Source organism: Corynebacterium accolens (genome assembly GCF_023520795.1).
Taxonomy (GTDB): Bacteria; Actinomycetota; Actinomycetes; order Mycobacteriales; family Mycobacteriaceae; genus Corynebacterium; species Corynebacterium accolens.
In genome coordinates this window covers 202,047-223,564 of sequence record NZ_CP046605.1, presented here as the reverse complement: position 1 = coordinate 223,564, position 21,518 = coordinate 202,047, and the positions used below count along the sequence as shown (strand labels likewise).

Sequence of the window (21,518 nt, the reverse complement as noted above, 5' to 3'; positions counted from 1 at the left end):
AAAGTATCTCAGTACTGCTTTTAAGCAGTGACCGGGATATGGCGCAGGTTGGTAGCGCGCTTCGTTCGGGACGAAGAGGTCGCAGGTTCAAATCCTGTTATCCCGACAGTAGCCCGCAGGAAACTGCGGGCTTTTTCCATGCCTACAGGGCCCTTGGATTCCAGGGCCCGCTACTTAGGTCAGCATTCCGGTAAAGAATGCGATGGCAACGAGGAAGATGGAAAATACCCATGCGATGGGGAAGGCTATCTTGAGGTACTTGCCCATCTGACCGTCCGCCAGTCCCAACGCCAACCACAGCGCCGGCGAAAATGGGGAGACGAAGGTTCCCACCACGTTGCCGATGATAAGTGCGCTCGCAGCGCCCATACCGCTGACGCCGAAGGACTCCACCGTGCCCTGGACAATGGGCAGTACCGAGAAGTAGTACGCATCCGTGGAGGTCAACAGATCCAGCGGAACCCCAAAGAATCCCACGATGACGTGCAAATACGGCGCCACGCTTTCCGGCAGGATATTCACCAGGCTCAGCGCGATTTCTTCTAGCATCTTGGTCTCATTGAGCACGCCCAAGAACATCGCGGCCGCGATGATCACTCCGGCCATGGACAAGGCGTTGGGGGCGTGGCGCCGCAAGGCGTCGCCCTGCTCCATCGCGCCGTCAAAGTTGACCACCAAGGCAATGGTGGTAGCAATGAGGAATGCGGGCGCTGGTGGCAACAAGCCCGAAAGCAGGGCGGCGAGCACGGCCAAGGCGACGACGATATTCGCGATGGTCACCCACCGGGCTTTCCGGTACCTGAACCCAAGTTTCTGCTGTTCTTCGGCCTGCTTGGCGGAAAAATCATCCGCCAACGAATTCACGTCCACTGAAATGGCACCCTTAATCTCGCCGCTTTCCTGCAGCTTGGCCAAGCGGCGCTTTTCGCGCCACCCCAATAGGGCGGCGATGGCGAAGATGAGGACCACCGCCACACCCTGGATGGGCAATAGGTGCAGCCAGATATCGTTGGGGTCTTGCTCAACCACCGCACCGGCGCGCCCCAGCGGCCCGCCCCACGGGACCATATTCATCACTGAAGCGGCCAGGGCCACGATGGTAATCAGGACGTAGCGCGACATGTGCAGCGCCCGGTACAGCGGCAGCAATGCGGGAATCGTAATAAGGAAGGTCGTGGAACCCGATCCATCGAGGTGCGCCACGATGCCGATCGCTGCCGTACCTATGGTCACGGCCATGACATTGCCGCGTGTCGCCTTGATAAGGCTGCGGATTACAGGGGTAAAAAGGCCCACATCCTGCAGGATGCCGAAGAAGATAATGGCGAAGATGAACATCACCACGACGTTGATGACAGAGCTTAAGCCTTCGCCAAAGAAATCCGCGATATCTTCTATGCCGAAACCGGCTATCACAGCGCCGATGACGGGTACCAAGGTCATGGGAATGATGGGATTAACGCGGCCGCGGATGAGGATGCCCACCGTTACAAAGATGATGGCCAGTCCCATCAGGGTCAGCCCGAGGGAGGTCTGCATTGCGCTCCTTTAAATGTCACTGGCGCCCGTATGGCGCACGCCATTAGCCAAAAGACGTATGGCTAATGTTAAACATTACTGTGTGGTAGCGCACATTCCTGCCGGTGGGCGCATAAAACAACCCTCACCCACCGTGGATATATAGCTTTGGGTAAAAAACGGGAAACGACGCGGCGCCCCTACAGCACCGCGTCGTCCCTATTCCCTATCACTCACAACGGCGCAAGCCGCTCGCCTACCCCCTAAGTAGGCGGTGTGAGCACTAGTAAGAATAACACTTATCGTATTCCAGCCATAGCGCTGGCAAATATTGCCAGCTTTATACAAGCTTTTGTCTATTTAAGTATAAATTTTCATACTTTAGCGCCGGATTTTTGACTCTTTTTGACAGGAACGAGCCATTTCACTGCACTCAGGCCCACCAGAGTGATAGCGCCCAAGACGCCAAGGCCCGTCCACAGCACCACGGCCTCCCCGTCGTTGCCAGCCACGGTCACGGCGGCCGTCGTCCAGTTCAGCGGCAAAAGGTTGGCCACTACCTGCCATACCTTGTCCACCCCGGCGATGGCCGCGGATTTCCACAGCCAGCCCACCAACGCGGTCTGCCCAATGCCAAAGAGCGCAGCGAGGATGGACCCCACGGTCATGCCGCACAGTTCGAGCAGGCCGCGCACGATAAGCGCGGAGGACAGGGCACCCAGGAAGAGCGCCCCGCCGGCGGCCACGGCGGCGATGGGGGTAAGGCCGATGGATAGGACGTAAAGCAGGATCTCCCCGATGGCCACCGCTGCCAGCGATCCGCCGAGGACCATCAGCCACGGGCGGAATCCCAGTTTCCACGCCACACCGGCGGCGGATCCGGCCAGCAAGACGAGCGCGGAAATGAGCATGGCGATGACCGGGCTCAGCTGGCGCGCATCCTCGCCCGCCGCCACGTGCGCGGGAGGCAACGAGCGCTGCACCTCGCCCAGGTTCGATTGGTTTTGTTCTGCCATGCCGGTGAGCTTGCCGGCGCCATCGTCAAGCTTGCCCACCCCATCGAGTGCCTCATCCACGCGGCTATTAAGCTCCGCGATGGACTGGTTGAGCTGCTGCGCGCCAGCCACGGCCTGGTTGATGCCATCGTGGTAGGCATAGCCATTTACCGCCAGCTGATTGGAGAGATCGCGCGAGCCATCCTTGAGCTTCTTCAACTCCCCGGTCAGGGATTCATCGAGGCGGAAATTTTCCACCTGCTTGCGCAGATCCCCCAGTTGCGAGCGCACTTGCTTCGCTTCCTTGGAATCATTTCCCTCCAAATCGCGCACCGTGCCATCGATGGCCTCCAGGATTTGGCCTTGGACGGCTCCCAGGCCCACGACCTGGTCGACGGCCCCGCCAACGGTATTGGCCAGCTCCGTCGCCCCTCCGCCGAGGGTATTCGTCCCCGACTGCAGCTGGTTCAGCCCCGCCACCAGCTCTTGCGAACCGCCAGCGAGCTTTTCGACGCCCTCTCCTAGCTCGCCCGCGCCCTTATCCAGCTCGCTGGTGCCCTTGTTCAACCGGTCCGCCCCGGATTTCAAGATGCTGGCCTGCGCCTGGGCGCGGCTGGCGGCCTCGGCAGCTTCCTTGAGCTCTGGCGATGCCGAATTCGCCTGCGGTGCGCCATAAGGCTGCGCGGCGCTCGACCACGCGTGCGCCGGCTCCCACTGCGACCAGGTCGCCACTGCGGTACCAACGATAAGTGGTACGGCGAGCAATACGAGCAATAAGAGCGTGCGCCACCGCGAGGAACTCGCGGACGCAGTAGACGCGGTCGAGGCAAGGCTTTTGGTCATGCTAGTAACCTATCGCTGCAGGTCATTCCCTTTCTGCAGGCGCGCCGATCCCCGCGCATAACAAAGAGAATCTACTATTAAGACATGCCTATCCCCCGAAAATCCGTTCTCTCCCGCACGCTAGCCTGCGCGGCCGCGTTTCCGCTGAGCATGGCACTGGTGTCCCGCGCCGATGATGCCGATAACTCCGCCAACCCCAGTGAGCCCCAGTTTTCTGATGCCGTGGCGCAATCCAGCTCCAGCTCGAGCTCAAGCTCCGCGGAGGAGACGACGGCTACTACATCCGATGCCCCAGCAACCTCGCCCGCACAGACGCACGCGCAGCAGCCCACCCCGCAAGAGGTCACGGTCACCACTACTGCCAAGCAAGCAAAGGGCGATTGCTCACCAGCATCCTTTGCTCCCCTAGCCCCCGATATGAGCAATATTGTGGTGCTCGATTGCGATGGCACTTGGGCACACTTTGGTCAAAACCAAACAGATTGGCTCGTATGGGCCCACTTTGTCGATGACACATGGACGGTCATCCGCCCAATTGGCCAAGCCACCTCGGGGATGAGCGAGCCGTGCTATGACGTGGATAAATGGCTTAACCAGGGCGCGCCTCAATTCGTTGCAGACGATATGCGCCGCTGCAACTAGCCCAGCGTAGAAAAACCACAAAAGCCGCCTCCGACCAACTGCCCCAGCTCACAGCAGATGGTCGAAGGCGGCCTTGTGTTTTATGCACCTAAGAAGCAGTACAACCGCAGCGGCGGGCTACTTCTTTTCAGCGAAGACCTCGCGCACGCGCTGACCCAAGTCCGGGTGGACGTTGGTCCAGTACTGGTACACGCGCTCTTCGGTTTCTTCGGAGACGCCGGCCATCGCGTTGGTGATATTGGTGACCAGGCGCTCCTTGGCGGCGTCGTCGTAGACGTTTTCGTACAGGTCGCGAGCTTGGACGAAGTCATCGTCTTCCGCGTGGCGCACGTACGGCGCGCGGACCAAGTCCTGGCCGTGGGGGTCCGGGTTCACATAGAAGTCTGCCGCAGTGGTGGTCTCGAGGTCCTCGCGGTTGTTTACGGAGGCATCGTCAAGCACGCCCGCGCCCTTCGCATGGCGGTTGGGCGAGTACACCGGATCCTCTGGAGCATTGTAGAAATACTGCATCGGGCCCTCGTGCTCGTAGGTATTGACCTTCGCCGCATTGCGCGGCTGGTTGACCGGCAGCTGCTTGTAATTCGGCCCGATGCGGTAGCGCTGCTGATCCGCGTAGGCAAAGACGCGGGCCTGGAGCATCTTATCCGGGGACAGGCCAACGCCCGGCACGATATTGGAGGGATCGAGTGCAACCTGCTCAATCTGGGCAAAGAAATTGCGCGGGTTGCGGTTGAGCTCGAAGTAGCCCACATCGTGCAATGGGTAATCCTTCTTGGACCAGACCTTGGTCAGATCGAAGGGGTTGAAGCGGTAGTCTTCAGCCTCAGCAAGCGGCATGATCTGCACCTTGACGTCCCAGATGGGGTAGTTGCCCTCTTCGATGGCGTTGTAGAGGTCCGCGCGGTGGCTATCCGGGTTCTTACCGGCTTCCACGGTGGCCTCTTCATCGGTGAAGTTCTCTACGCCCTGGCGGGAGATGAAGTGGTACTTCACCCAGAAGGCCTCGCCGTCTTCGTTGACCCACTGGAAGGTGTGGGACCCGTAGCCGTTTTGGTGGCGGGTGGTCTTCGGGGTGCCGCGGTCACCCATCAGGTAGGTCACCTGGTGGGCGGATTCCGGGTTGCGGGTCCAGAAATCCCACTGCATATCGGCATCGCGCAGGCCATTAGCACCCAGACGCTTTTGGGAGTGGATGAAGTCCGGGAACTTCATGCCATCGCGCAGGAAGAATACCGGGGTGTTATTGCCCACGATGTCGAAGTTGCCGTCTTCGGTGTAGAAGCGCAGGGCAAAGCCGTGCACGTCGCGCCAGGTATCCGGGGAGCCCTGCTCGCCGGCGACGGTGGAAAAACGGCCCATCATCGGGGTGACGGTGCCCTTCTGGAAGACCTTGGCCTTGGTGTAGGCGGACACGTCTTCGGTGATGTGCAGCTCACCGTAGGCGCCGTGGCCCTTGGCGTGCGGGGTACGCTCGGGCACGCGCTCGCGGTTGAAGTGGGCGAGCTTTTCAATGAGGTGAATATCGTTGAGCGCAACTGGGCCCTGGGGGCCGGCGGTCACGGACGTGTTCTCGGACGGCACGGGCTGGCCGGACGGGCGGGTCGTAGTGCCCTTACCTGCGGGACGCTGTCCCTTGTTCAGGATGTCATCAGCAGTGGAATTAGTCATGGTATGTCTTTGCCTCCTGGCAATCAGTCGATAATTTGGGGTCAATTATCAATCACGGACAACCCATAGTTTACTACGTTTAACGGCGCCGCGCTACTTTGCGCGCGCATGTGTTGATTGCTCGTGCCCCAGCCACCGCAACCTTGGATAAGAAATCCAGGAGCTACTGGTAGATTCATTCAGGTGACCCACCACTCCGCAGCAGACGACGCCCGCGTCACCGAGCTCGCCCTCCGGGCTGGGCGCGGCGACCGAGCAGCGCTTACGGAGTTCATCAAGGCCACCCAGGATGACGTCTGGCGCCTGCTCGCCCACCTGGGCGGCCCCGAAATCGCCGACGACCTCACCCAAGAGACCTACCTGCGCGTCATCGGTGCCTTGCCGCGCTTTGCCGCCCGCTCTTCCGCGCGCACGTGGCTGCTCTCGCTGGCCCGGCGCGTGTGGGTGGATAATATCCGCCACGATATGGCCCGGCCCCGCAAATCCGCCACGCAATACGAGGACGCCATGAGCTCCGCCGCGGAAAATTCCGGTTCCTGGAGCGATTGGATCGATGCCCGTGCGCTTATCGATGCCCTGCCAGCCGACCGCCGCGAAGCCCTCATCCTCACCCAGGTGCTGGGCTATACCTATGAGGAAGCGGCCAAGATTGCCGGGGTGCGCGTTGGCACCATCCGCTCCCGCGTGGCGCGCGCCCGCAAGGACCTCATCGAGGGCGCAAATTAATACCCCCGAATGTTCGAGCGCCTAGACGCATACTTTCGCCGCAATACTTATCAAAGTGCAGGTACTTAGGGCAGCGCAGCGGGCGCATGCGGCCTGAGGTCGGGGTAGAAAAATACTAAAGTGACGCGATTTCAGCTGTGAAGTCACGGCTGAAATGTGATTCTATTAGATACACACACGTGATAAATCGACCGTCGATCCGGGCCCGCGCGTTCCCAAAGCCGGGCCCGGCGAGTGTGAGTAAGAGAGTTTCTCCCCTCATGATTAAACGCGCAATCGGAATTTCCATGGCGTTTATTGGCGTCGTGGTGGGCGCAGGCTTTGCCTCGGGCCAAGAAGCCATGCAGTACTTCGTAGCTTTCGGTGAATGGGGCCTGTGGGGCATCGCCCTCGCCGCCGCCCTCATGATGGTCACCGGCGTGTCCATCCTGCAGCTGGGCTCCTATTTCCAGGCGGTGGAACACACCGCTGTCTACAACAAGATCGCTTCACCAGTCACCGCCAAGATCTTGGACTGGTCCACGCTGATTACGCTGTTTTCCATCGGCTTCGTCATGTTCGCCGGTGGTGGCTCCAATATCAACCAGCAATTCCCCAGCATCCCCGTGTGGGTCGGCGGCACCGTCATGCTGATCCTCGTGCTGCTGGTGGGCCTTATGGATGTAGACCGCGTTACCCGCGTCATCGGCACCATCACCCCGTTCATCATCGTCTTCGTGGTGCTGGCCACCGGCTACACCATCCTCACGGCCGATGTGGACTTCGCGTCCCTGAATACCTGGGCCATCGATAACGTCAATACCTCGCTGCCTAACTGGTGGCTTTCCGCCCTGAACTACACCGGCCTGAACGTCATGACGGCCGTGTCCATGTCCATCGTCATCGGCGGTAACTTCCTGGATAACCGCGCCGTGGGCATCGGCGGCCTCATCGGTGGTTTCCTCTACCTCATCCTGCTGGCCCTGCTCGTCTTCGCCCTCTTCTTCGAGGCCAAGGACGTCAACGGCGAGGACATGCCGGTCCTGAAGCTGATTACCGGCATCCACCCGGTTCTCGGCATCTTGATGACCTTCGTCATCTACGGCATGGTCTTTAACACGGCCATCGGTATGTTCTACGCCCTGGGCAAGCGCCTGACCCGCAATAACCCGAAGCGCTTCTACCCCGTATACGCCGCATCCTGCATCATTGGCTTCATCCTGTCCTTCATCGGCTTCCAGTCCCTGGTCAGCAACGTCTACCCCATCCTGGGTTACCTCGGCCTACTGATGATTTTCGTGATGGTTTATAACCGCATTAAAAACCGCGGCATGCTTGCCGATGAATCCGATCGCCGCATGCGTGCCCACGATCTCGTCGCCCGCAAGCTCGACCCTCGCGAGCGCTTTACCAAGAAGAATGAGCGCGAGCTGCGCATGCTAGCCGCAGCATCCAATATGGGGACGCAGGAATTTATCGATCACCTCGCCGAGGATATCCACGAGGAGCTCGAAGAGGACGATGAGCTCGACTACGACCGTTCAGAGCCCGCACCTTCCGTCACCTACGTCCAGCACACGAAGCCGGAAGTACCTTCCGTCGACAGCGACTTGGACTTTGGCAAGAAAGACGAAGACTAAGGTTTAAGCGCCACTAAATACAATTCGGCTCCTCCTTCCCGCGGTGGGAAGCGAGGAGCCGATTTTTCATATTGCAAAGCGCCGGGCAAGGCTTCGCAGCTCTGCCCGGCGCGGTGGTACCTTGCGGCTATACCAACAGTTCTGCGATCTGAATGGTATTAAGCGCAGCGCCCTTGCGCAGGTTATCGCCGGAGACGACGAGGACGAGGCCCTTATTGTCATCTACCGTCTGATCCTGGCGGATGCGCCCGACCAAGGAATCGTCCTTGCCGGCGGCGGCGAGGGGGGTGGGGACATCGGCAAGCGTCACGCCTGGGGCATCGCTTAGAAGCTCGGTTGCTTGCCCCGGGGTGATGGGCTTGTCGAACTCCGCGTGAATGGTCAGGGTGTGGCCGGTGAAGACGGGGATGCGCACGCAGGTGCCGGCGACCTTGAGGTCCGGCAGGCCGAGAATCTTGCGGGATTCGTTGCGCAGCTTCTGCTCTTCGTTGGTCTCGTTGCTGCCGTCATCGACGAGGTTGCCGGCAAAGGGCAGCGCGTTATAAGCGATGGGCGCGACGAAAGGTCCCAGGTCCTCATCATCGAGGGCAGAACCATCGTGGACTAGGTTCACGTTGTGATCGCCCACGCTGTAGACCTGCGCGGCCAGCGTCTGCACGCCCGCCAGGCCGGAACCGGATACCGCCTGATAGGACGATACGTGCAGCTTGTTGAGGCCGGCGGCATCGTGCAGAACCTTCAGCACCGGCATGGCGGCCATGGTGGTGCAGTTCGGATTGGCGATAATGCCCTTCGGCGGGTTCTTCGCCTCCTCAGGGTTTACCTCAGATACCACGAGCGGGACCTCCGAGTCCTTGCGGTAGGCCGAAGAATTATCCACCACGGTAGCGCCCGCAGCGGCGAAGACCGGGGCCCACTTCTCAGAGGTGGAACCGCCCGCGGAAAATACCGCGATATCAACATCGGCCACGGATTCTTCGGTGACCTCGGCCAAGTCCTCCACTTCGATCTGCTCGCCGCGGAATTCCAGCTCGGTTCCTGCGGAGCGGGCGGAGGCGAAAAAGCGCACCTTATCCGCCGGGAAATTACGTTCTTCCAAAATGGAGCGCATCACGCGGCCGACCTGGCCGGTGGCGCCGACGACTGCAACGGTAGTCATTGTCTTCCTTTTTACTGCTCTGTAGTGCTCTGGTTTATCGTCCGGTTCCAGCATAGACGGTGGCTTCTTCCTCGCCGCCGAGCTGGAACTTATCGTGCAGGGCGCGCGCCGCCTTTTCCAAGTCTGCTTCGCGCGTCAGCATGGAAATGCGGATTTCGGAGGTGGAAATAAGCTCCATATTCACTCCCACATCGCGCAGGGCCTCGGTAAAGTCCGCCGTCACGCCGGGGTGGGACTTCATGCCGGCGCCGACGAGGGAGACCTTGCCCACCTGGTCATCGTAAAGCACATTGGACCAGCCGCCCTCAGACTGCAGCTTGCTCAATAGCTCCATCGCGCGGGGGCCATCGGCGCGCGGGCAGGTGAAGGTGATGTCGGTGGTGCCATCCTCCAGGGAGGAGACGTTTTGCAGCACCATATCGATATTGATCTCCGCATCGGCGATGACGCGGAAAAGCTTCGCGGCCTCGCCCGGGCGATCTGGGATGCCCAGCACGGTTACCTTCGCCTCGGATTTATCAGTTGCTACACCAGTAAGTACTGCTTCTTCCACGGGGATATCCTCCATCGAGCCGGTCACCAACGTGCCGGGGTCATTTGAATAAGACGAGCGAACTCGCAACGGAACATTGAAAGCGCGGGCGTATTCCACGCTGCGCAGGACCAGAATCTTGGATCCTACGGCGGCCATTTCCAGCATCTCTTCAAAAGAGAGCTTTTCTAGCTTTTGCGCATCCGGAACAATGCGCGGATCGGCGGTATAGACGCCATCGACATCGGAGTAGATTTCGCACACATCCGCCTTCAGCGCCGCGGCCAGGGCGACCGCAGTGGTATCGGACCCGCCGCGGCCCAGGGTGGTCACATCGCGCGAGTCCTTATTCACACCCTGGAATCCGGCGACGATGCAGATCTGTCCCTCCTCTAGGGCCTCGGTCAGGCGGCCGGGGGTGACGTCAACGATGCGCGCATTGCCGTGGCGCTCGGTCGTCAGCACGCCCGCCTGGGAGCCGGTAAAGGACTGGGCCTTCGCACCCAGGGACTCCACCGCCATGGCCACGAGCGCATTCGAGATGCGCTCGCCCGCGGTAAGGAGCATATCCATTTCGCGTTGCGGGGGAACGGGATTGACTTGCGCTGCAAGGTCAAGCAGCTCATCGGTGGTATCCCCCATAGCGGAGCACACCACGACGACATCATTGCCCTGCTTTTTAGTGGCCACAATCCGCTCCGCTACCGCGCGGATGCGATCTGCGGATTCGAGGGAGGAGCCGCCGTATTTTTGAACGATCAGGGCCACGGTGTGGTTGCCACCTTTCGTTTTAAAAGGCACTCCTGGGCGCAGGCGCGCCACAGAAATACCTGTCGGACACTAGTCAAATTCCTATGCTACCCCGCAAGGCGCTACACCTCATCATAATTCCGAAACAATACTTTTATTTTATTCACACCCACCCCCGTGCACACGCAAGGCGGTGGGCCGGGGGCGGCATCGCCAAGCAAAATGCATCTCCGTCACTTTTTTACTAGCGTTGAGCGGGTGTTAAGCAACTTCCTGGCCGTATTCTTCGCGCTCGCCTCCGCGCTTACGGTTGCTTGGGGCACGGTCGTTCGCCACCGCATCGCCCTTGAAGCAGACGATTCAGTCATGCGCTCCGCCATGACCAACCCACTGTGGTGGGTCGGCACCGGCGCGGCCATCCTCGCCTACGGCCTCCAGGTCGTCGCCCTGGGCTTTGGTACCTTGCTGGTGGTCCAGCCCATTTTGGTGCTCTCGCTCATGTTTACCCTGCCGCTTTCGGCCTGGTATGCCAAGCGCCCCATGCCCGTGCACGAGACCTTCTGGTCCATTGCACTCACGGTAGCGGTCGGCGTGATGGTGGTCTACGGCCGCCCCGTCGCCGGCAATCCCCGGCCAGAGTGGAGCCAGTGGTGGCCCGCGCTGCTATTGGGCCTGGCCACCCTGGTCGCGTTGGGCGTGGCCGGCCATAAATTCCGAGAGCAACGCCCGCTCGCCCTGGGCACCGCCTGCGGCGTCATCTACGGCTTCGTCGCCCTGCTATCGAAGGCCGTGGTGGATATCTTCACCCACGAGGGCCTGAGCGTCCTGGTGGGCAGCTGGCAGTTCTACGGCCTCATCGGCCTCGCCCTGACCGGCACCGTCGTGCAGCAATACTCCTTCAACGCCGGCCCGCTCGCACAGTCGCTGCCGGCCATGACCATCTTCGAGCCCATCGTCGCCTTCGGCTTGGGCTATATGGTCTTGGGCGAGAAATTCCTCATCGATTCCACCGCCGGCTGGCTCGTCATGATGGCCGCGCTCGGCGTCATGATCGCCGCGACCATCATTTTGTCGCGCAACCCGGTCAGCCAGCGCAGCTAGATGGCCCACTCGAATACGGCCAGCATATAGGCCGAAAACCAGGCCCCGAAGAGCACCCAGGCACCCACGCTTGCCGATGCCCCCTTCTTGCCCACCCACGGCACCAAGACCACCGCTGCGGGCAGTAAGAGGCGGGGGCGGGAGTGCATGATGCCATCGGAAAGCAGCACATTAGCCATCAGCACCGCGGCAAAGAGCCAGGCTGGCAGCGGCAGGCGCCCCCAGGCCAGCAGCAGGCAGATGGGGGCGGCGATGATCACCGCGGCGCTGAGCAGATACCCGCCGTTCGTGGCGCTAGACAGCGTCTCCGCCACCCAGGACACCGTCGCCCGGCCACCATCGAAACCGGAATTCCAGTGCTTCTCCTGCAGGCCGAAGTACCCGCCGGCGCCGGATAAATGGCGATTGGCCCACCAGATATAGCCAGCTAGGGGCAGCGCCGATACCGCGACGCTCAGCCAAGCCCACCAGGTGCGCCACGCCTTAAAGAGCACCATAAGCGCGAAAACCACGATGAGATCCACCGCTGTCAGGCGGACGAAAGAGGCAAGAAAAATCAGCGCCCCGGCCGCAATCCAGCGCTGATCGTGCAGCATCACCACTGCCCAGATCGCGAGCGCGCCGAAGAGCGCCTCCGTATAAGGCATGGCAAAAACGATGCTCATGGGCGCGCTGGTAACCACCGTCGCGCCGAGCACCTGGCCGCGCGTGCCCAGCCCCATCTGCCTAGCCAGCGCCATAACGCCCGCCGCCAAGGCGATGGTGAAAAAGAGGTTGAGGACCATCGCCGTGCCCGCAACCTCCGTGCCCAGCAGGTTGCTGACTGCCCGCACCACCAGTGGGAAGCCGGGAAAAAACGCAAGGGTCGTTTCATCAGCCGGGGCATAACCCGCCCGGGCGATGCCCACGTAGTAGTTGGCGTCCCATTTATTCAGCAGCCCCCACAGGGAATCGCCCTGCGCCGCGGCCATCGCCGCGAGCACGCTGAGGCGAATCGCCGTGCCTACAACCGCCACGAGCGTGGCATAAAACCAGCAGCGCAGCGTGGACGTCACCGTGGGGCGGCGGGTGGTAGGAGCGATAGGCACACCAGCATGGTACGCCACGGGCCCGCGCGTCCCGCTGAATGAAATATGTTGCCACACAGTGAGATTCTCTGTAGTGTGACCGGTATGACATTGCGGAACGACCTACTCCTTATCTGCCGCGGCGGGATTTCGGCCTAAACCTACGGCCAGCGCCCCGTCGCGGAGTCTGGCAATCCTTAGCCCAGCTGGCCGTCGCACTTCCCGACACCAAACACATTAAGGACACCGCACCCCATGTCTCCCAACGATTCCTTCATTAGCGCACCCCGCGAAATCACCACCCCTGCAGGCCCTCCCCGCGAGGGACAGCCCGCCTGGAATAAGCAGCGCGGCTCCTCCATGCCGTTCGACCGCTACCAGCCGTTTGCCGTAGAGGTCGAGGACATCGACTTGCCGGACCGCACGTGGCCGGGCAAGAAGATCACCCACGCCCCGCAGTGGTGCGCCGTGGACCTGCGCGATGGCAACCAGGCGCTGATCGATCCCATGAGCCCCGAGCGCAAGCACCGCATGTTCGACCTGCTGGTGCAGATGGGCTACAAGGAAATCGAGGTGGGCTTCCCGTCCGCCTCCCAGACGGACTTCAACTTCGTCCGCGAAATCATCGAGGGCGATAAGATTCCAGAAGATGTCACCATCCAGGTCCTCGTCCAGGCCCGCGAGCACCTGATCCGCCGCACTTTCGAGGCCTGCGCCGGCGCCAAGAACGTCATCGTGCACTTTTATAACTCCACCTCGAAGCTGCAGCGCCGCGTGGTCTTCCGCAAGGACAAGCCGGCCATCAAGAAACTGGCTACCGATGCCGCCGAGCTCATCAAATCCATCGCCGCCGACTACCCCGATACCAACTGGCGCTGGGAGTACTCCCCTGAGTCCTTTACCGGCACCGAGCTGGATTTCGCCCGCGAGGTCTGCGATGACGTGGTCGCCATCATGGATCCGAGCCCCGAGAACCCGATGATCATCAATCTGCCGTCCACGGTGGAGATGATTTCGCCGAATGTCTACGCCGATTCCATCGAGTGGATGGACCGCAACCTGGCCCGGCGCGATTCCATCTTGATTTCGCTGCACCCCCACAATGACCGCGGCGAGGGCGTTGCCGCCGCCGAGCTGGGCTATATGGCCGGCGCCGACCGCATCGAGGGTTGCCTGTTTGGCAATGGCGAGCGCACCGGCAACGTGGACCTGGTGACCTTGGGCCTGAACATGCTCACCCAGGGCGTTGACCCCCAGATCGACTTCACCGATCTGCCCAAGATCCGCGAGACCGTGGAGTATTGCAACCAGCTGCGCGTTCCCGAGCGCCACCCCTACGGCGGTGAACTGGTCTTTACCGCGTTCTCTGGCTCGCACCAGGATGCCATCAATAAGGGCCTGGACGCGCTGGCCGCAACGGTGCGCCCGGAGGCCAATTCCACCGACGTCAGCTGGGAAGAGCTGCGCGATGCCATCTGGGAGGTTCCCTACCTGCCCATCGACCCGAAGGACGTGGGCCGCGATTACCAGGCCGTTATCCGCGTCAACTCCCAGTCCGGCAAGGGTGGCGTCGCCTACATCATGAAGACCGACCACGGCATCAATATGCCGCGCGCCATGCAGGCGGAGTTTTCCACCGTCGTGCAGGAAATCACCGATACCGAAGGCGGCGAGGTCAATTCCAAGAATATGTGGGACATCTTCGCCACCGAATTCCTGGACCGCACCACCCCGCTGCAGCTGGAATCGTTCGAAATCGACAATATTTCCGCCGAAGATACCGATGCCACCGTCACCGCCACCGTGACCTACAACGGCAAGGAATCCGAGGTCACCGGCACCGGCAATGGTCCCATCGCCGCCTACGCCAATGCGCTGGAGTCCTTGGGCATCGATTTCGATGTCATCGATTACTCCCAGCAATCGCGCTCGGCCGGCGATGATGCCGAGGCCGCCTGCTACATTGCCGCCGACGTCAACCAGAACAAGGTCTGGGGTGCGGGCATCGCCGCTTCCACGACCCGCGCCTCCATCAACGCGATTACCTCCGCAGTAAACCGCGCGTTGGCCTAACGCGGGCGCGGGCCGGCATGGTAGAAGATCGACTATGCCTTCTTCTACCTACCTCATCCCCCACCGCGGCCTCGGCGCGGTGCAGGCCTTGCCCATTCACGGTGCATCGGTGAAGGGCACGGAGGAATTCACCGTCACTCTGGCTCCCAGCCAGGAGGGTGGTTTAAGCGTGGAAACCCACGACCAGATCGGCACCATTAGCGCCGCGGACCGCGCGGAATACCCCGAGATCGACCTGCTTTTTCGCGCCGGTCTCACCCCGGCCGCCACGGCCCAGCCGCATGCCGATGGCCACGTCACCCTCCTGCTTCCCCGCCCCGGGCTCTGCCTGCCAGCGAATAATCCGCCCGGCGGGCCCTATACGATGCTCGGCTACGCCCCGCCCATCGATATCACCGATCTCCCTGCGGATCTCGATATCCCCGCCCAGGCTCGGATGCACGTGCTGGTCAACCTCGTGCCCTCCGCCAACGCCGTCGACGTCTTCTTCGGCCCTAAATTCCTCACCACACTGTCCCCGGGTCCCTCGCTGCCCCCGCTTGCCGATGCCCCCATCCTCGCCCACGCCTACCACGCCCCGCGCGGCAACGATCGTGTGCTGAGCATCTACGCCGGCGACCCGCTTCCCGCCTCCAACGAGGACTCGGTGGCCGTGGCCACCCCGACCACGCAGGCGGCGACCGAGACCTTCGAAACCAGCAGCTTTCGCGCCGTCACCGCCACCCCGGAGCCCACGCGCCACACCGGGTGGTGGGTCACGGCCATAGCCCTAGTCGCCGTCGTGGCGCTGGTGACCGTATTCATCGTCGCGGTTTAGTGTCCACTAAACCGGATTAGGCAACGAAAAGGCCCGGCGCGCCCTGTCCCGCCACAGGAATTCCGGGATACTAGACTTAGGTTGATGAATAACACACCTGGCCCCTCCCCACGGTCGCCGCAGGCTCCCTCGCCGGCGACCATGGCGTCCCAGCATGCGGCTAGGACCCACGCCCAGGCGTCCCCTCACTCCGCAGCCGACTCCGCCAATCCTGACGCCGACCCCGCGCAGCCGGGCCCGCGCCGGTCTCGGCCGCGCCGCGCCGTCCGCCCCTCCGGCGGGCCGGCGAAGCCGAAAACTCCGGCCGATACAGCCGCTTCGGCCGCTCCAAGCCCCACAGCATCCGAGTCCTCCGCATCCAGCGCGGACAGCGCGCTGCAAAAGCAGCCGGAAAAAGCCGAGACCGTCACCAAGCACCCCTACGTAGCCCTCACGCTGCAGACCACGGGCATCCACCCCTCGACCGGGCGCATAGTCACCATCGATGCGGTGGCCTTCGATAATGCCGGCGATATTGGCCAGCGCTTCCACGCCGTGCTCAAGCCGGATATCGACGCCGGCCCGCACCACCTCCACGGGCTCACCGTCGCGGATATCGAACAGGCCCCTGCTTTTAGCAGGATCCTCAAATCGCTGGATAAGCTTATCGATGGCCGCACCCTCGTCGTCCACGATATCCCCTATACCTGGGGCTTTATCGTCGCCGAGGCCCGCCGCGCCATGATGACCGCCGCCCGCCAAAATCGCGCGCGCAACCGCGGTCGCAACAAGGGCAAGCGACGCCGCCAAAAGGTGGGCCACATGCCCGCCCCCGTGCGCATCATCGATACCTTGGCCACCTCGTATGCGCAAGGCGTGCGGTCGAATGATGTGCGGCTGAGGGGCGTCGCTAAGCAGAATGGCCTGGATGCCGATCCGAAGGCAACGGTGGAACGCGCCCGGCGCCCGGAGCAGGAAACCTCGCGGGAGGAGACGGAGCTGCTCATCCAGCTCTACCAGCACCAGCAGCGCGGCCCGGTGCGCAGCTATGCCCCGGACGATGTCCGCGCCGACCGCTTTGGCCTGCAGCGCTCGCACGTGCGCGTCGATGCGGCCGAAGCCCCCGTGCAGCACCACAACCCCGGCAAGTACGAGCCCGGCAAGGAGCTGCGCCGCGGCATGGAAATCGTCGTGGCCCCCGAAATCCTGGAGGACCCGGACACGATTATCTCCGCCCTCATGCGCGAAGAGCTGAACTATTCGGAAAAGCTCACCCGCGAGGCATCGCTTGTCGTGTGCAATGTCACCACGGATCTCGTGGGCAAAGCCATGCACGCCCAACGCAAGGGCATCCCGCTGATGTCTGATGCCGCGTTTCTCGATGCCCTCACCCGCATCGAAGAACCCACCACTGCACGGCGCCAGCCCCCGCAAAAAAGCGGTGGAAATAACCAGAGCAAGAGCCAGAAGCGGCGGCGCAGGCGCGGCGGGCGCGGCCGGGGGCGGCGAAATTCTGGCGGCTCGGCGCCCAAGAACAACGCCTAGGCCGCTTCCCCGACTACCCTAGGGGGCATGAGTTTTTCAGTCCCGGGTGCCTTGAAGAAGTTGCGCACCACCGCCGCGACATCCGCCGCGAAGCTGGCCACCACCGCTTCCCGCGCCACCGGCCGGGGCGCCGGCGGAATGATCGGCGGCCTTATCGCCAATGCCATTGACCCCTCCATCATGACCAACCTGGGCGGCGGGCGCCCGGCCGTGCTGGTCACCGGCACCAACGGCAAGTCCACCACCACCCGCATGCTCGCCGCCGCGGTCCGTGCCGAGCACCAGGTCGCCACCAATGACGGCGGCGATAACATGGACGCCGGCATCATCTCCGCGCTCATGGCGGGCAAGGACGCCTCGCACCTCGTCCTCGAGGTCGACGAGCTGCACGTGCCGCACGTCGCCGATAACCTCAACCCGCAGGCGCTCGTCCTGCTCAACCTCACCCGCGATCAGCTCGACCGCGTAGGCGAGATCAACAAGATCGAACGCGCCCTCCGCGGCGCCGTGGAGGCCCACCCGGACATGCTGGTCATCGCCAATTGCGATGACGTGCTCATGACCTCGGTGGCCTATGACGCCAAGAACGTCATTTGGGTCTCCGCCGGCGCCGGCTGGCTCGGCGATTCCGTCACCTGCCCGCGCACCGGCGGCCACGTCGTGCGCACCGAGGATGACTGGTACGCGGTCAAGCCGCTTGCCGATGGCCGCGAGTTCCGCCGCCCGCAGCCGACGTGGGGCATCGATAAGCATGGCGTCATCACCCCCACCGCAAAGCACCCGCTGAACCTCGCGTTGCCGGGCCGCGCCAATCGCGGCAACGCGGCACAGGCCATCGCCGCGGCCGTCGAGGGCTTCGGCGTGGACTTGGACCGCGCAATTGCCGCGGCAGAAAGCATCGATGACGTCGCCGGCCGGTATTCCACCATCCACTGGAAGGGCCGCGAGATTCGCCTGCTGCTGGCCAAGAACCCCGCCGGCTGGCAAGAGGCCCTGTCCATGGTGGACCGCAGCGCCGATGGGCTGGTCATCGCCACGAACGGGCAGGTTGCCGATGGTATCGACATGTCCTGGCTCTGGGACGTAAAATTCGAGGGCTTTAACGGTCTCAGCGTCAAGGCCGCCGGTGAGCGCGGCACCGACCTTGCCGTCCGCCTCGTCTACGCGGATATCACCCACGAGCTCATCCCGGACCCCATGGATGCGCTCGCCGCCTGCCCCGAGGGCCGCATCGAGGTCCTTGCCAATTACACCGCCTTCCGCGATCTGAAAAAGGCCCTGTCCAAGGAGGCTAATAATGCTTAATATCGGCCTAGTGCTTCCCGATGTCCTCGGCACCTACGGCGATGACGGCAACGCCCTCGTGCTGCGCCAACGCGCCCGCATGCGCGGCCTCGACGCCGAGATTCACCCCATCCGGCTTGGCGAACCCGTGCCCGAGACGCTGGATATTTATACCATCGGCGGCGGCGAAGACACCGCGCAGATTCTTGCCGCAGAACACCTCATTGCCGATGGCGGGCTAACCCGCGCCGCCACGTCCGGCCGCCCCATCTTGGCCATTTGCGCCGGCCTGCAGGTCCTGGGCGAGTCCTTCCGCGCCTCCGGCCGCATCATCGATGGCGTCGGGCTTATCGATGCCACCACCGCCGGCATGCAAGACCGCGCCATCGGCGAAGTGTCTTCTACCCCTACCGGCGCCGGCGTGACCGCAGATCTCACCGAGCCGCTCACCGGCTTCGAAAATCACTTGGGCGCGACCATCCTCGGTCCGTCCGCCCGCCCGCTGGGAACCCTCACCCGCGGCAACGGCAACGCCGACCAAGCCGCCACCGCGGATCTCGCCGATGGTTCCACCCAGCGCACCTACGAAGGCGCCGTGCAGGGCAGCGTCATCGCCACCTATATGCACGGCCCCGCCCTGGCCCGGAACCCGCAGCTCGCGGATCTGCTCCTCGCCCAAGCCATGGGCGTCTCGCTCGCTGATCTCGATCCGCTGGACATCCCCGCGGTCGATCGCCTGCGCACCGAGCGCTTCAACGCCGCCGAGCCGCCGCGCTCCCAGCGCTAAACCTGTGGATAACTTCGCCAATTCTCGGCCCTCACGACCCAAAAGGGCCGATTTGAGCCAAGTTATCCACAGGCCGGGCTCGGCCGCCTTGTAGCTCCCAGTCCCCAACCCTAGGCTGCGGGGCATGACGTTATTGGAGCAACTGGGGGACATCGCCAAGCACGGCGTAGACCTGATTGAAGAGGCCTACGCTGCCGCTGACCTGCCCCTGCCTGCGGACCAAGCGAGCGAGCTGCGCCGCACCGCCGAGGCTTTCCTCGCTCCCACCAGCCACTCGCGCTATCAACGCCGCGCCCTAGCCGCCGCGCGCCGCAACCAGCACAGCCTGGACACGCTCGCGCTCATCGCGCGCCGCTCCCGGCGGGTGAAGAATCCCACCGAGCGCTGGCGCTTCCGCGAAACGCTGTGCGCCACCGCCGGGACCACCGCCGAAGTATCCCGCGCCGCCACCCGCCTGCTGCGCGACATCGCCCCGCCACCCGAGCGCGAAGACGGTGGGCGCCGCATCCTGCACGGCGAGAAAACCACGCTGAGCTTTACCGGTCCCGCCGCCGAAATGGCCGATATCTGGGCCACCGCGAAGGGCGATCCCCTCGCCTGGCTCACCGGTTCCCGCGCCGTCGCGCCGGCCAGCGTGACCACCAATGTCATCATCGAGCTGCCGGATTACCTGAAGATCCTGCGCGGCGAGGGCTCCGAAGTCCGCCTCGCCATGACCAACGGCGCCACCATCACCGGCGCCGACCTTATCCGCCGCACGCTCGCCGGCGCCGGGCTTTTCACCCTCATCCACCCCGAGGAAGGCCCCGTCAACCTCTACCGCGCCCGCCACGCCTCCGCCAAACAGCGCCGCATGCTCGAGGCCGAAGGCGCGCGCTGCGCCTGGCCCTCTTGCAGGCGCCCCGCCGCCGAATGCCAAGCCCACCACATCTTCGAATACGCCCGCGGCGGCCACACCCACCCGGCGAATATGTGCCTTTTGTGCCCGTACCACAATTCGATCAACGGCCTTCCGGGGCGCGGGCGGATGGCGCGCGTCAACGGGCGCATCGCCTGGCTGCCGCCGCATCCGCGCCACGCGGGCCGACCAGCCCACCCGCCGGGGTCCGCTGCACCGTCACATTCGGACTCGCCACCTGACTCGGCCTCGCCACCGGAGCCGAATGCGCCTCCCCCAGTCTTCACCGGCCGCGCGCCACGCGGGCCCACCGCCGCCGTGCCTTAAACCGCAAGAAACCAAATGTCCCGGGCCGTTGCCGAACGGCACCGCGGTCGATGCTGCGGACGCCTAAATGGTTAAGCGCCCCGAAAGCGCACGGGACAAGGTTAGCTCGTCCACGAACTCCAAATCGCCTCCGAGCGGCATGCCGGAGGCCAATCTGGTGATCTTTAAATCGGGGAAGTCCCGCAATAACCGCACCAGGTATGCCGCGGTGGCCTCGCCCTCCGTATTTGGATCGGTGGCGAGGATGACCTCGTGGATGGTGGGGGTATCGTCGTAAAGCGGGGCTTCTGGCGTGGAATCCGCCAATTCCCTATCCGGCAGCACCCCACCCAAGCGCTGGAGGAGCGTGGAAATATTCAAATCCTTCGGCCCAACATTGGCCAGCGGGTCCAGCGCACCGCCGAGGACGTGGTAGCGGCCCTCGTACTCACCCGTGCGCTCGATGACCTGGATGTCCTTCGGCTCCTCCACAACACAAATGGTCGAGGCGTCGCGCTGCGAATTGATGCAAATCCGGCACACATCCTCGCGCGAAATATTGCAACAAATGCGGCAGAAAGTAACGCCGTCGCGCACCCCGCCTAAGGCATTTTGCAGGCGCTCGATATCCTCCGGTTCCATGTGCAATACATGAAACGCGATACGCTGCGCCGACTTCGGGCCTATGCCCGGCAAGCGCGAAAACTCATCAATGAGGTCCTGCAGAGGTCCTTCAAACACCACAACTCCCAAAATTACGTCAAGGCCGCGGCCCCACTATCGGGACAACGGCCTTTTTAGAATATCGCCCAGCTAGAAATTGCCGCCGAACATGTCATCCATCGACGGTCCACCCTGGCCGCCCATGCCCTGCGAGAGGGGACCAATCTTTTCCTGTGCCAGCTTGCCCGCAGCGGCGTGGGCATCCTTAAACGCGCCCATCACCAGGTCCTGCAGCGTATCGATGTCCTCCGGGTCAACCACGGACTTATCAATCTGCAGGTCTACTAGCTCGGCGCCGCCGGTCATGGTCACCTTAACCAGGCCATTGCCCGCGCTGCCCTCGACGTTGGTAGCCAGGATTTCTTCTTGCGCCTTCTGCAGCTCGGCCTGCACCTGCGCGGCCTGCGCGATGAGGTCATTCATGTCATTAGGTTGTGGGGTGGAATCTTGTTCAGCCATAGCTTTCGTCCTTTCTCAATAGCTTTG

Annotated in this window: 18 protein-coding genes and 1 tRNA gene; 11 read left to right on the top strand and 8 right to left on the bottom strand. The window is 62.8% G+C overall.

What is annotated here, in order from left to right; all coding sequences use genetic code 11:
* Nucleotides 1-32: 32 nt before the first annotated feature.
* Nucleotides 33-106: transfer RNA gene (locus CACC_RS01065), tRNA-Pro, on the top strand.
* A 68-nt stretch (nucleotides 107-174) separates the two neighbouring features.
* Here the strand turns inward: CACC_RS01065 and CACC_RS01060 are convergent.
* Both CACC_RS01060 and CACC_RS01055 read right to left on the bottom strand, forming a co-directional pair.
* The gene (locus tag CACC_RS01060; protein ID WP_005276483.1) at nucleotides 175-1,539 is read right to left on the bottom strand and encodes a CitMHS family transporter; all 1,365 of its coding nucleotides are present in this window, start codon (nucleotides 1,537-1,539) and stop codon (nucleotides 175-177) included.
* A 353-nt stretch (nucleotides 1,540-1,892) separates the two neighbouring features.
* Nucleotides 1,893-3,356, bottom strand: a complete 1,464-nt coding sequence (locus CACC_RS01055; RefSeq protein ID WP_005276482.1) for a YhgE/Pip domain-containing protein — start codon at nucleotides 3,354-3,356, stop codon at nucleotides 1,893-1,895.
* A gap of 84 nt (nucleotides 3,357-3,440) precedes the next feature.
* Between CACC_RS01055 and CACC_RS01050 the strand changes: the two genes are divergently transcribed.
* Entirely contained in the window at nucleotides 3,441-3,998 is a 558-nt protein-coding gene (locus tag CACC_RS01050) for a hypothetical protein (RefSeq protein WP_005276480.1), read from the top strand.
* Nucleotides 3,999-4,115: 117 nt separating this feature from the next.
* Here CACC_RS01050 and CACC_RS01045 read toward each other — a convergent pair whose 3' ends face one another.
* The gene (locus CACC_RS01045; protein ID WP_005276478.1) at nucleotides 4,116-5,666 is read right to left on the bottom strand and encodes a catalase; all 1,551 of its coding nucleotides are present in this window, start codon (nucleotides 5,664-5,666) and stop codon (nucleotides 4,116-4,118) included.
* Between the two features lie 183 nt (nucleotides 5,667-5,849).
* Here CACC_RS01045 and CACC_RS01040 point away from each other — a divergent pair, with 183 nt between their 5' ends.
* Entirely contained in the window at nucleotides 5,850-6,392 is a 543-nt protein-coding gene (locus CACC_RS01040) for an RNA polymerase sigma factor (protein ID WP_005276476.1), read from the top strand.
* Between the two features lie 260 nt (nucleotides 6,393-6,652).
* Nucleotides 6,653-8,011, top strand: a complete 1,359-nt coding sequence (locus CACC_RS01035; protein WP_005276474.1) for a YkvI family membrane protein — start codon at nucleotides 6,653-6,655, stop codon at nucleotides 8,009-8,011.
* Between the two features lie 127 nt (nucleotides 8,012-8,138).
* Here CACC_RS01035 and CACC_RS01030 read toward each other — a convergent pair whose 3' ends face one another.
* On the bottom strand, nucleotides 8,139-9,170 hold the full coding sequence (locus CACC_RS01030) for an aspartate-semialdehyde dehydrogenase (RefSeq protein ID WP_035108257.1): 1,032 nt from the start codon (nucleotides 9,168-9,170) through the stop codon (nucleotides 8,139-8,141).
* A 34-nt stretch (nucleotides 9,171-9,204) separates the two neighbouring features.
* Complete coding sequence (locus CACC_RS01025; RefSeq protein WP_023029986.1) at nucleotides 9,205-10,470, bottom strand: aspartate kinase; 1,266 nt, start codon at nucleotides 10,468-10,470, stop codon at nucleotides 9,205-9,207.
* A 240-nt stretch (nucleotides 10,471-10,710) separates the two neighbouring features.
* Between CACC_RS01025 and CACC_RS01020 the strand changes: the two genes are divergently transcribed.
* Nucleotides 10,711-11,553, top strand: a complete 843-nt coding sequence (locus CACC_RS01020; RefSeq protein ID WP_034653341.1) for a DMT family transporter — start codon at nucleotides 10,711-10,713, stop codon at nucleotides 11,551-11,553.
* On the opposite strand, the gene CACC_RS01015 is transcribed toward CACC_RS01020, so the two are convergent.
* The gene (locus CACC_RS01015; RefSeq protein WP_244262124.1) at nucleotides 11,550-12,641 is read right to left on the bottom strand and encodes a hypothetical protein; all 1,092 of its coding nucleotides are present in this window, start codon (nucleotides 12,639-12,641) and stop codon (nucleotides 11,550-11,552) included. The two genes, CACC_RS01020 and CACC_RS01015, sit on opposite strands and share 4 nt — an antisense overlap.
* Nucleotides 12,642-12,875: 234 nt before the next feature.
* Between CACC_RS01015 and leuA the strand changes: the two genes are divergently transcribed.
* The 6 genes from leuA to CACC_RS00985 all read left to right on the top strand — a co-directional run bounded on the left by leuA (nucleotide 12,876) and on the right by CACC_RS00985 (nucleotide 20,330).
* Nucleotides 12,876-14,693, top strand: a complete 1,818-nt coding sequence (gene leuA, locus CACC_RS01010; RefSeq protein ID WP_005276465.1) for a 2-isopropylmalate synthase — start codon at nucleotides 12,876-12,878, stop codon at nucleotides 14,691-14,693.
* Between the two features lie 34 nt (nucleotides 14,694-14,727).
* Nucleotides 14,728-15,510 (top strand): hypothetical protein, encoded by a 783-nt coding sequence (locus CACC_RS01005; RefSeq protein ID WP_005276464.1) that lies wholly within the window; start codon nucleotides 14,728-14,730, stop codon nucleotides 15,508-15,510.
* 375 nt (nucleotides 15,511-15,885) lie between these two features.
* Nucleotides 15,886-17,034: an exonuclease domain-containing protein gene (locus CACC_RS01000; RefSeq protein ID WP_341864577.1), complete on the top strand. Its 1,149-nt coding sequence runs from the start codon at nucleotides 15,886-15,888 to the stop codon at nucleotides 17,032-17,034.
* Between the two features lie 27 nt (nucleotides 17,035-17,061).
* Nucleotides 17,062-18,339 carry a Mur ligase family protein gene (locus CACC_RS00995; RefSeq protein WP_005276460.1) on the top strand — a complete coding sequence of 426 codons (1,278 nt, stop codon included), beginning with the start codon at nucleotides 17,062-17,064 and terminating at the stop codon, nucleotides 18,337-18,339.
* On the top strand, nucleotides 18,332-19,105 hold the full coding sequence (locus CACC_RS00990) for a type 1 glutamine amidotransferase (RefSeq protein ID WP_005276458.1): 774 nt from the start codon (nucleotides 18,332-18,334) through the stop codon (nucleotides 19,103-19,105). The genes CACC_RS00995 and CACC_RS00990 overlap by 8 nt, the downstream gene beginning before the upstream one ends.
* 124 nt (nucleotides 19,106-19,229) lie before the next feature.
* Nucleotides 19,230-20,330 carry an HNH endonuclease signature motif containing protein gene (locus CACC_RS00985; protein WP_005276455.1) on the top strand — a complete coding sequence of 367 codons (1,101 nt, stop codon included), beginning with the start codon at nucleotides 19,230-19,232 and terminating at the stop codon, nucleotides 20,328-20,330.
* A 63-nt stretch (nucleotides 20,331-20,393) separates the two neighbouring features.
* Here the strand turns inward: CACC_RS00985 and CACC_RS00980 are convergent, their stop codons facing one another.
* Nucleotides 20,394-21,050, bottom strand: a complete 657-nt coding sequence (locus tag CACC_RS00980) for a recombination mediator RecR (protein ID WP_023016568.1) — start codon at nucleotides 21,048-21,050, stop codon at nucleotides 20,394-20,396.
* A gap of 72 nt (nucleotides 21,051-21,122) precedes the next feature.
* Entirely contained in the window at nucleotides 21,123-21,491 is a 369-nt protein-coding gene (locus CACC_RS00975) for a YbaB/EbfC family nucleoid-associated protein (RefSeq protein ID WP_005276451.1), read from the bottom strand.
* Nucleotides 21,492-21,518: the final 27 nt, after the last annotated feature.

Coding starts and splice junctions, on each gene's coding strand:
- CACC_RS01060 (WP_005276483.1), bottom strand. CDS start 1,539: ATGCAGACCTCCCTCGGGCTGACCCTGATGGGACTGGCCATCATCTTT.
- CACC_RS01055 (WP_005276482.1), bottom strand. CDS start 3,356: ATGACCAAAAGCCTTGCCTCGACCGCGTCTACTGCGTCCGCGAGTTCC.
- CACC_RS01050 (WP_005276480.1), top strand. CDS start 3,441: ATGCCTATCCCCCGAAAATCCGTTCTCTCCCGCACGCTAGCCTGCGCG.
- CACC_RS01045 (WP_005276478.1), bottom strand. CDS start 5,666: ATGACTAATTCCACTGCTGATGACATCCTGAACAAGGGACAGCGTCCC.
- CACC_RS01035 (WP_005276474.1), top strand. CDS start 6,653: ATGATTAAACGCGCAATCGGAATTTCCATGGCGTTTATTGGCGTCGTG.
- CACC_RS01030 (WP_035108257.1), bottom strand. CDS start 9,170: ATGACTACCGTTGCAGTCGTCGGCGCCACCGGCCAGGTCGGCCGCGTG.
- leuA (WP_005276465.1), top strand. CDS start 12,876: ATGTCTCCCAACGATTCCTTCATTAGCGCACCCCGCGAAATCACCACC.
- CACC_RS01005 (WP_005276464.1), top strand. CDS start 14,728: ATGCCTTCTTCTACCTACCTCATCCCCCACCGCGGCCTCGGCGCGGTG.
- CACC_RS00995 (WP_005276460.1), top strand. CDS start 17,062: ATGAGTTTTTCAGTCCCGGGTGCCTTGAAGAAGTTGCGCACCACCGCC.
- CACC_RS00990 (WP_005276458.1), top strand. CDS start 18,332: ATGCTTAATATCGGCCTAGTGCTTCCCGATGTCCTCGGCACCTACGGC.
- CACC_RS00985 (WP_005276455.1), top strand. CDS start 19,230: ATGACGTTATTGGAGCAACTGGGGGACATCGCCAAGCACGGCGTAGAC.
- CACC_RS00975 (WP_005276451.1), bottom strand. CDS start 21,491: ATGGCTGAACAAGATTCCACCCCACAACCTAATGACATGAATGACCTC.